This window comes from Pseudomonas sp. AK181 (assembly GCF_051122975.1).
In the GTDB taxonomy this organism is placed as follows: Bacteria; Pseudomonadota; Gammaproteobacteria; order Pseudomonadales; family Pseudomonadaceae; genus Aquipseudomonas; species Aquipseudomonas lactis.
Genome location: NZ_CP146348.1, coordinates 4,920,203 through 4,931,015, shown reverse-complemented (window position 1 = coordinate 4,931,015; position 10,813 = coordinate 4,920,203). Strand labels below are relative to the sequence as shown.

Below are 10,813 nucleotides of genomic sequence, written 5' to 3'. Positions count from 1 at the left end.
GGAGCCCACTATCCGCCTCCCCGGAAAAAAGGAGCTCTCTTATGCAACAACCCGATACCCTGGTCCGTAACCCGTTAGGCAACCCTGTCGTCGCCCGCGTCAGCGTGAATGGCGATGCTCGCAGCGTGTGGAATGTGGTCGGCGATTTCGCCGGTTTTGCGAAGTTTATTCCTGCGTTGTCCCATATCGAAATGACCGGCGAGGGCGTGCGGTCGGTCCGCAAGAAGTTGTTCAAGGACGGCAATGTGGTGATCGAGCAACTCAACAGCCATGACGACCAAGCCATGACCATGACCTGGTCACTGATTTACACCTCACTGAACATTGGCAACCTGTGGGCGCTGATGGAGGTGGTGCCACAAGGCCCGACCCAGAGCCTGGCGACCTGGACGATCATTGGCCAGCCCTGCACGGGCAGCCAGGAAGACGTACCGGCGTTCGAAGCCTTCCTGCAAGGCTTTGCCGATGATGCGATGAAGAACCTACAGGCACTTTTCAACTGATGTGTAGGAGCGAGCTTGCTCGCGAAAAAACTGAGGACGCCGCGTGCTTTCAGCATGCCAGCGTCATCGTTAACGTTCTTCGCGAGCAAGCTCGCTCCTACAGTGGGGTGGGCATTACCCTTTAGTTGATGGCCTGATCAATGCCCGCTTGCAAGGCCTGGCTTTCAATGTACCTACCGTTACGGTTTTGGAAAGGTCTCGGGTTTATAATTAAAAGCCCACCATTTAAATGGATCCCAATGCGGGTTTTTCTTTGACGGTTCGAATTTTCTTCCGCTTTTCGCCATGTCCTTGTAGACGTACTGTTCCGCTTCGGACCTGGCCAATGCCTTATCGGCGTCAGTCAGGGGCGTGTTCTGATGTTTTTCCAGGGCGTCCAGATAAGCATTTTCTACTTTTACAATCGCTGCATTTATATCTTCCGGTGCGAGGTTCGCGGTGAGGGTGCCGCTATAGCCTTTGACAGGGCGCCCTATGAGCTCCTGAAACTTAGCCGCGAAGGAGGCGTCTCCACCACTCGCCGAGTCACATGACAGTAGTCGCACATTGTCAAACTTGTTTAGGTCAATGCCCGCGTCATGAAGTGTTTGAAGTAACTCTTGTGGCGTATTGAGCTTTCCATTATATGAAACTTTTGAGATGCCGGTAGCAGGGTCGACTCTTCCGTGCACCAGGATGTTGAGTCGTTTTTCACTGCCTTTTTTGTTGATGTCAGTAAATGTATGAAGTTTTTCGTCAAGCCCCATTAGCTCATTAAGCTCTCCCTTGAGCACTACGTGTTTTTCGGCAGTGGAAAAAAGAGCTTCGCCGGTTGGTAAGTTCTCTAAGGATGTTAGAAGTGAACGTTTACTGTTGGTTGTTTCGATTGTCGGATGGACACCTTCTGTTTCACCGACGTGCGGCGTACTCGGTTCGCCTGGTGCGGTATTGGTAACGGAGGGCACGTCGCTTTCATTTGACGCGTTTACTTTTCTCACGAAATCAAAGCGGTTGCTTTGCTCATTGTATTTCCAGCCGTAATGTTCGCTGCCGACGATATCAGGTATGTTGGGCGCTTCACCCAACCCGGCCTCCGCTCCCGCTGTTGCAATTTCGTGCGCCAGTTGCAGGCCCGATATCACGGCGGTCGCTGTGCCGCCAACACGATCATCGGCGCTCATACCATAAATGGAATCATGGACACCGAAAACAATATTGCCCGCGTTTCCAAGGATGGGCACGTAGCCGAAGGTGCGCCCCCACAATTTTTTGGCTTCCTTCCAAGTTTGCTGCGAGGAGCCAAATACCTCTGTTTGGTCGGCCCATACAGCATTATTGGCGTTGACCTGTTGATAACTGGCGGCAATGCCAGACTTCAGGTCTCCAAACTTTAAATGGTAATCTTGCTTTCGCGATTGGGTGTAATTGAATGTCTCCCTGACCGGAACCTGTTTGTCGCTGACCAGATTCTTGCGTCCCGGGTAGTGCGCATGATTACCCTCAATCAAATTTTCGAGTACATTGCCCGCCGGTGGCCAATGAGCATCTTTTCCGCCTTGTCTGTCTTCGGCATTAAAGCTGGCGTGTAATGCATCATGGTTTTCTTTGGCCCAGCGAGCAAAATCATCATCTCCGTGTATTTCACTGACTGTACCGGTCTTCAAGTCGAGCATCAGGCCTTGATTGGGACGGGTATCATAATTGCCGTGATAATTGACGTAAGGGATAAACGCATACCCGGCCATCGGATAACCGTATAGGTTGGGTATGACGACATTTCCATTATTGTCTAACGTGCGTTCAACGGCTGATCGACCTTCAGGCGATAGCATTTTATAGGCATCTTTGTCGTTACGCAGGCCTTGCAAAGTCCCCCTCACAGCATAAGCATCGGCTTTCCCCGAGCGCTTCGCCAATGCGCCAGTCTCGTCGCTCATGGGGTTGGCGACGTCATCCTTCCAGTGATCTTGTAGCTTTGCACCCAGCGCTTCCAAATCGTTGATCTTGCTCCGATCTTGCGGTTTGATTTCCATGGTTTGGAAGTTGAGCAGGCCACCTCCCGGTGGTCTATCGTGCTTAAGAGCACCGGCTGCAATTTCCCATGCAAAATAGGTGCGTGTATTGGTGTTGGTCTTGACTTCCGGCTTCCATTTCCCAACGTAACTGTTGAAGGTTACAGTGATTTTTTCATGCGGGTCGAACCCGGCAGCCAATAACCCGCCGCTAAAGTAACCGGCAGGTTCTAGGAACTGACGAGTCTTTTGGAATCTGATATTACTTTCGTTTTCTTCACCGCTTTCTATGTTCTTGATTTGCGTGGCTACACGGCCGGCGTAAGCGTCGATCCGCTGTAGCCGTTCCTGTTGTGTATAGCTCGCCGTGGGCGGGGAAACGCTGACAGACCCGTAAATGACTTCTTTGGCGAAATCAAGCTCATGGTTGGGGGTAGACGCAGAGACCGGTTTTTGTCCCAGGCCAAACTTTTTATCTTCCGAGGCGCTCGGCGCTTCCGCGGGTGAGCTTTCCAGTGGCGGCCCAACGTCAATGGCCCGCGTTGGGGGACTGTGTTGAGCATTCGGTGCATTGGTGGGGTTGTTAGATGGCTGTAGCGCAGGCGAGAGTATATTCATTGCTGGGTCGCTTTATGTGATGTCAACGATATTAGCTTTAAGCGAAATGGCTCGGCCGGCGTGCACACGCTGCACTATTACGCCATGTCGGCATTTAGTGGGTTAAATGATGTACCCTGTTTACGGTTGCATAATTTATTGAAGCCAAAGGGAAGCGCTCAGTTTTCTGGTGTATCGGTAATGTTGGGATATTTTTTATAGTGTAAAAATATTCGCATGAAGAGAGTTTTAGTTGGGTGGTTGATGCCTGCGAAAGGTTCCGCTTACTGGGTGGGCTTTGTTCGGAAGAAAGCGATCATAAGGACCGACTTACCGCGGTTAGAGAAAAAGCGTACAGCGGGTGGTATTAGAGAGCCAATAATAAAAATAACCACTCGAGACTTCGAGGCTGTGTTGTTTTTTTTGGAGTCGAGCACTTTTCAACTGATATAGCGCGCAGGCCGGCACGCTGAGAATGTGCCTATGTGTAGGAGCGAGCTTGCTCGCGAAAAACCAGCGGACGCCGCGTACTTTCAGCATGCCAGCGTCATCGTTGACGTTCTTCGCGAGCAAGCTCGCTCCTACAGTGGGGTAGGCATTACCCTTTAGTTGATGGCCTGATCAATGCCCGCCTGCAAGGCCTGGCTTTCACTGTGCCCACCCGCGCGCAGCGGGCCCAGGTTGAAGGCTTGGTCCTTGCGCGTGGCGTCGTCGTGCTTCTGGGTCAGTTCGTCCTTGGCGCCCAGGGCCAGGTTGACCGGTGACTTCGAAACGTTCAGCCCGACATCGGCGCGGTAGTCGCTGCCAGCCAGTGTGGTTGCGGTGACCTTGGAGCCACCCAGCTCGACCTTGCCATTGGGCGCACTGATCCGCGCGCCCGTGAGCTGCGTATCACCCTTGACCTGCAGGTTGACGCCCTGGCTTGCGCGAATGCCTGACGCCTGGGTGACGCTGTCCTTGGCCACATGGCTGACATCCAGATACAGGGTCGGGGTGTAGCTGGTGTTGCCGCTCTTGTCACCGAACAACACGTTCTCGGCAGTATTGGCCACGGTGCTGCCGGTGGTGTCTTTGCCACTGACGGTGTAGCTGTCGCTGGTTTTTGGCCAGACCTTATCCTTGAAGCCAGACAGGCGCGTGCCCAGGGCATCGGTCTTGTCTGCCAGGTAAGCCTTGGCCTTGTCCACGCGAGTGCCGAAGGCGCCACGGGGCTCTGGGTTCACGTCGTAGCTGCCACTGCGGGTGAGTTTTTCGCCCAGGCGTTCCTTGGCATTGACCACGCCGTTGACCACGCTGTCCTTGGCCGACGCCAGGTGCCCGGTGCCCTTGTCGACGACGTTCTCCAGCTTGTCTCGATGCTTGTCGAACGCGCCTTCAGCTTTGGCTTGTACCTTGTCCTTGAGCGGGCCGCTGGCCTTGGCCAGCTTATCCACCACCCCCGGTTGGTTCTTCTCGACGTCCAGTCTGGCGTCGACATTCACCTGGGTGCTGTTGACGTGGTCCTTGCGGCTTTCGACGACGAGGTTGCCGCCCACCGTGCCGTTCACCTTGTCGGCGTCGATACGCGCTCCGGCCAGATGGGTATCGCCGGCACTGTTGAGGGTGACGTCACCCGCTGTGATCAGGCTGTTGTGCTGGGTGGTGCCTTGCAGGTGATCCACATCGACCGTGGCCCGCGCATTGATGCCGCGCTGGGTCTTGGGTGTCTCATGTTCACCGGCGTCGGCCAAGGTGGTTTTGCCGACGCTGCCGCCTGCGCCCAGGGTGACGCCCCAGTTGTTATGGGTTTGGGTCGATTGTGCGGACTCTTGCAGGATGCCGCCGTTTTGCGCGTCCAGGCTAACGCTGGCTGCGCTGACCTGAGTGCCCTGCAAGTGGATGGCATCGGTTGCCTCAGCGCCGCTGGCGAGGCTGACCTTGCCGCTGCTGTGCAACTGCCCGACGACGGCGCTCTGGTCGTTTTCCGCCACTTTGCCAATGTTGAAGTTGGCGCTGAGGCTGCCGGTCTTGCTGCTGCTTTCGGCGCTGCTGGTCTTGCCGGCGCCGAGGGTCAGGCCGCCGCCCAGGTTGCTGCCGTTACTGACGTGGCTGTCGGTGGCGGCTTGCAGGTCCAGCTTGCCGCCGGCACTGAGGCTGATATCGCCAGCCTTCGCACCCGTGCTGCCGATCTGCGTGCCTTGCAGGGTCATGTCACTGCCGCTGCTGAGCTGCACGGGGCCGCTGCCCTGAATCGTGGCGACATGGGCCTGGCTGTCCTGGGTATCCAGGCGCTTGTTATCCAGCTGCACACCGGCACCGAGGTTGACGTTGCTGCCATTGGCGCCGGGTGCGGTGCCCACTGTCAGTGAGCCGTTGCCGCGCAGTGTGCTGCTGTTTTTGCTCTGGGTGTCGGTGGCCTGATTGAGCGCCAGCTCACCGCCGGTCTTGAGGTTCACGCCAGCCTGGCCGCCGTCGAACTGGCTGCCTTCATAACGGGCATCGCCCTTGGCCTCGATGCTCACGCCTTGGCTGGCCGTATAGCTGCCGACCACTGCTGTGCTGTTTGATTCGCGCACATCGCTGCTGCCGCCCAGGCCGCTGCCGCGCACATTCACGTCTTCACCGGTGGTGGTGTAGACCCGCACGCCAGCCTTGGCGTCCACGCCTTGCTCGCTGCTGCTGTGGGTGTTGGCCGCTGCCGTGGCAAGGTGCTCGCCCGCCTTGATGTTCAGCCCGCCCTCGGTGGCGCGGTACTGGGTGCCCTCGTCCTGCAATTTGCCGGCTGCATTGACCTGCACCGTGGCGCCACTGAACTGGCTGACCACGGCGGTGCTGTCCTGCGTTGTGCCGGTTTTGTTCGTGTGGCCGACTTCCACATCCAGGCCGACATTGGGTTGCTCGAACGCGTCCAGCAAACCGGGCTGATGGAACTTGGCCTGGGCCACGCCCTCGACGGCTTTTTCGATCGGGCGGGTAATGCCTTTGTATTCCACATTGGCGCCAACATCGGCGGTCCAGCCGTTTTCCTTGTGGGTGCTGGTGTCGGTGGAATGGGCGGCCTGGTTGTTGATCTGGCCCGCGTTGACCAGCAGCTCGGCGCCGGCCTTGGCCTGTGCACCCTCGCTGGTGAAGGTGTTGCCAGCGTTGATGGTCAGCTTGCCGGTCGCAGCCACGGTGCTGGTGTGCGCGGTGGTTTTTTCAGCGGTGTCTTGGCTGCTTTGGTGGCTGAACTGAGCGCCACTGCCTGCCCGATCAATGCCGCCGGTGTAGTAGAAACTGCCGCCGGTGGTGGTTTTGTCGACAGCTTCGGTGCGCTTGTCGTGGGCGGCCAACAGCTCGACGTTTTTGCCGCTGACGGTGGCATCGCCTGCGGTTGCCTTGAGGTCCGAACCCTGGATGCTGACATCGCCACCGGCTTTTACCACGACACTGCCGCCCTTGAGGCTGGAAGCCTGCTGCTCGGTGGTGTCGGTCTTGCGGGTTTGCTGCTGGTCTTCATAGCTCAACCCCGCACGGTACTGGCGGCTGACACCCTCGGTTTCCTTGGCGTAGCCATCGAAGCCGCGCGTATGGGTACGGGTGGTGTCGTGGGTGGTGTTCTCGGCGGCAACGACCTTGATATCGCCTTTGGCATCCGCCTGGAGTTCACCGCCAGCCGACACCTGTGAGCCGCTGACGCGGATGTCCTGGGCGCTTTGCAGCTTGAGGTTGCTGTCCGAGCGCAGGTCGCTGGCAACCACGGTGCTGTCCTTGAGGTTCTTGCGGCTTTCATCCTTGGAGATGCCGAAGAACTTGCTGTCATTGCTGTAGCGGTTGTCGTGGGAGGTGTCCTGCACGCCGTCGATCACCAGCGAACCTTTGTCGCTGATGACACTGGCCTGCTTGCCGCCACGGGCCTGGCTGCCGCTGATGCGCACGTCGTCGGCCTTGACGATCAGCTTGCCGTCGGCGTTGACCTTGCTACCGGTGTTCAAGGTCTTGCCTTGGTTGCCGTCGCCGTTCTTGCCGAAGAAGCTGCCACCGGTGAGGTCGCCGGAGTAGGCGTTGTCGCGGCTGCTCTGGGTGCGGCTGGCGCTGGTGATTTCCACGTGCCGGGCGGCCAGTTGAATATCGCCGGGGGTTTTCAGCTCGGCGCCTTGCAATTGCAGTTTTTGCTTGCTGGTCAGCTCCAGCGTGTTGCCGGCCTTGAGGCTGCTGGTGATGCTGCGTTGTTCGCTGCTGGATTTATCCCAGTTGGCTTTCCACAGGTGTTTGCGATGGTTGCCCTGGTCGCGGGTTTCATGGGTTTCGGTGGCGGCGTTAACGTGCAGGTCGGCGCCGCTGTTGACGCGCAGGGTGTTGCCCGCTTCCACATGGCTGGCTTTGATCTCGGTGTTGGCGCCGGAAGACAGCGCCGCATCCTGTTGCGCCACGACCTTGTTGCCGTGTTGGCGCGAGTCTTTGTCGGTGGTGGTGCGGTCGTAGGTTTCGTAGGTGAACAGGAAATTGCTGTTGTTCCACTGCTCACGCTTTTCCTGGAGCTTGCGGCTTTCCAGGCTGCTGAGGGTCAGGTTGCGGCTGGCGTCGAGTTTGACGTTGCGCCCGCTGACGTCGGTGGCGGCCAGGTTCAAGTCCTTGGCACTGTGCAAGTCGATATCGCCCTGGCGGCTGTGCACGCCAGCGCGGGTGGCGTCGAGGCTGTCGGCATGCACCTGGCCGCTGATGTCGAGGTCGCCGGCCGAACTGATCTTCACCCCGTCGGTGCCTTGCACTTGCACGCCGCCCACGCGTACCCCGGCGCCGTCGGCGGTGCTGATGATGTTGATGCGCCCGGCCTGCATGGCGCCGAACAGGCGCGCGTCGATGCGTTGGTCCTGGGTCTTGCTGGCCGGGTCCACCTGGCGCACTTGCCCGCTGGCGAAGTCGACCTGATTGCGGCCGACGGTGAGGTTCAGTTGATCGCGAGCGCTGAGGCGACCTTCGCTGTCGATACGCGGCGCGATCAGGTTGATGGAGCCTTCACGGTTTTGCAGGCCCTGGCCTTGCACTGTCAGTTGGCCGTTGGCATCGCGGGTGCTCAAGGCTTGCAGCTTGCCGTCGTTGAGTTCAGGGCGGCCCACCACCAGGTTGGCATTGGGCGTGTTGATGAAACTGCCGCCATTCACCGAAATGCCGTTAGGGTTGGCCAGCACGTAATCGGCCGCCTGGCCGAAAATCTCCTGGGCACCGTTGAGGGTCGAGGCGTTGCGGCTGATCACTTCGTTGAGAATCACGCTCGCCGCCTGGCCCTGGAACTGCGGGTTGGCCGCCAGTTGCCCGGCGAGTTGGGATTGGCCGGCCTGCAAGGCGTTGTTCAACACCACACCCTGGCGGTCGACGTTGTAGTCCAGGAACTGGTTATGGGACAGGCCACCGGCATTCGGCGCGACGATGTTGACGATGGGCACGCCGCCCTGGTTTTGCAGTTGCGGCGTGCCGCCAGGGCCTTCGACGACGGTCAAGCCTGCGGCGAGCGCGAGCTGTGGCAGCAGGAACAGGCTGGCAATGGCCCAGCGCAGTTTGCCCTGGGGCGAAAGGTGGAAACTGTGTGGAGTAGTCGGCATAAATAATCTCGCTCTGTGTTGGCTGATCCACGACGTGCGTTGTGCGTTGCAACGCTGCTGGGGTGGTCAGGTACGGCGGTGACTCAGGCTAAAAACGGGTGTGGGCTCATATCTGCACGCTCATATCTGTACGCTAAGGCGCGTCAGCCAGACCTCCGGCTCCTGGCGAAAACCTGTGGGGGTGTTGAGGTTGCGTTGGTAATCGACGTCGAGCTGCACGTTCTTCCAGCTCAGGTTGAGCCCCGCGCTGGCGCCGCTCAGGCGTTGGCTCTGGGCGCCGTGTTCGTGCTTGACCCAGCCGTTGTCCAGGCCCAGGCGCGGGGTGAATTTCACCGGCAAATCAGTGTTGAGCGGCAGGCGCAAGGTGTTGCGCCAAACGGCGCCAATCGCGCCGGAACTACTGTTTTCGCGATAGCCGCGCACGGCCGAGTCATCCGTGATCAGCAGCTGTTCGATGGCGGGCAATGCATCCGGGCTGTACTGCACCGACAACTGGCTTTGCCATTGCCACGGTTGTGCTGCCCATTGGCCGTTGCGCCATTGGGTGAGGTTGGCGCGGTACTTGTGGAACTGCGCCTTGGGCCGGTTTTTCTGTACCTGATCGGCATCCCGATCGGCGCCGAACCAGGTCAGGCCCTGGGCGTAATTGACGTCCAGGTTCCACACCGCGCTGTTGAGCCAGAACAGGTTCAGGCCCGCTTCGGCCACGGTCAGCGTCGGGCTCTGGATGTCCAGGTGGACCTTCTGCAAGTAGCTGTCGACGTCTTTGTAGGCCAGTTGCAGGTTGGCGCTCAGTTGATGGCCCTGGTCGCGCCACAACACACGGTCGCTGCGCAGGCTGACCTGATCGGTGCGGCCACTGTTGTAAAACGTGGTGCGGCTGAGCTTGAACGGCGAGCGGTACTCGGCATGGCTGGCGAACAGGCTGTAGGTCCAGTAGCCGTAGGGCATGGAATAAAACAGGCTGTGGCTGCGGCTGTAGCGCGGCCCATGGTTGAGCGTGTCGCTGAAGCTCAGGTTGAGCGAGTCGTTGATTTGCAGCGGGCTGTCCAGGCTCAAGTTGATGGAATTGCGATCACGCCCGGTGCCGGCGCTGCCGAGGTTATCCACCCCCAGGCCCAGGGCCCAGCGCGAGGCACTGCTGCGCGAGCGCAGGATGATGCGCGACGCGCCCGCTGTGCTGCCTGGGGCAATGTCGGCGGTGAGGTCCACCGAGCGCAGGCGGTTGAGCTGGTCCAGGCCCTGTTCCAGGTCTCGCAGGTTCAGGGGTTTGCCGAGCATGCCGGGGAATGCCCCGCCTAATGAAACGGGCAGGCTCTGGTCGGCCAGTTCGATGGCTTCCAGGTAGCCTTCTTCGATGTGAATATCCAGCGGTTGCCCGGCGGCGGGCGCGCTGATCAGGTAGGGGCGGCTGGCGATATAACCGGCCTCGACATACAGCCGGGTGATCTCGGCCAGTAGGCGGTTGATCTGCGTGACGCCCATGCAAGGCGCCACGTAGGGCTCGATATGTTTATTCAACTGGGCACGGCTGAACAGCGTGACCCCGGCCAGGCGCGTACCGCTCAAGGGCCAGCAGTGTTCATCCTTGGCGATGTCCGTGGGCAAGGCCGGTGTGGCCGCTGGCGTACCGAAACTGCCGCGCTGCATCTGGCGTTGGCGCTGCTCCAGTTGTAGTTGCTGCAGGTCGCGTTGCTGTTGCTGCTGCAAGCGCAGGGCTTCCTGGCCTGGCTGCGGCGCCTCGGCGCCAGCCACGGGCAGCGCCCACAAGCAGAGCAGGGCGATGCCCAGGTTCCGGGTACAACACAAGTGTCCGGTTGAGAGCAGATTTGGCACTCGACATCCTTAACGTAGAAATACACACGATCCATACCGTCTGAGCCAGCGTTGAACTCAGCGGTAATTGCCCTACTTGAGTGAGTGGTCGACGGTTTGTTACATCGCTGTAGGATTTATTACACAAGACGTAAGAAAAATCGCGTAATTAAGTGTGTTAATGCACAAAATTAGTGCGTGTCGGAGTGGGAGGGCCTGATATTCCTGATTTTTAAGAGGCGGGAGAGGGGGCGGGGCGGTTTTGATTGTTGTTCGGGTGTCACCTAATCGGCGTGTCACGGCCAGGGATTGAGCAATTGTCGGGTCACCAGATTAGGCTTTTGAA

The 10,813-nt window shown here is 58.9% G+C and carries 4 protein-coding genes; 1 reads left to right on the top strand and 3 read right to left on the bottom strand.

Annotated features, from left to right (window positions below; all coding sequences use genetic code 11):
* The first annotated feature begins 41 nt into the window (after nt 1-41).
* Nucleotides 42-503: an SRPBCC family protein gene (locus tag V8689_RS22570; protein ID WP_056791388.1), complete on the top strand. Its 462-nt coding sequence runs from the start codon at nt 42-44 to the stop codon at nt 501-503.
* Between the two features lie 179 nt (nt 504-682).
* On the opposite strand, the gene V8689_RS22565 is transcribed toward V8689_RS22570, so the two are convergent.
* The 3 genes from V8689_RS22565 to V8689_RS22555 form a co-directional block, all read right to left on the bottom strand.
* Complete coding sequence (locus tag V8689_RS22565) at nt 683-3,112, bottom strand: hypothetical protein (RefSeq protein WP_056791391.1); 2,430 nt, start codon at nt 3,110-3,112, stop codon at nt 683-685.
* Between the two features lie 584 nt (nt 3,113-3,696).
* Nucleotides 3,697-8,652, bottom strand: coding sequence for a hemagglutinin repeat-containing protein (locus tag V8689_RS22560; RefSeq protein ID WP_056791397.1), 4,956 nt, complete (start codon nt 8,650-8,652; stop codon nt 3,697-3,699).
* A gap of 120 nt (nt 8,653-8,772) precedes the next feature.
* Nucleotides 8,773-10,488, bottom strand: coding sequence for a ShlB/FhaC/HecB family hemolysin secretion/activation protein (locus tag V8689_RS22555; protein WP_056791402.1), 1,716 nt, complete (start codon nt 10,486-10,488; stop codon nt 8,773-8,775).
* Nucleotides 10,489-10,813 lie beyond the last annotated feature (325 nt).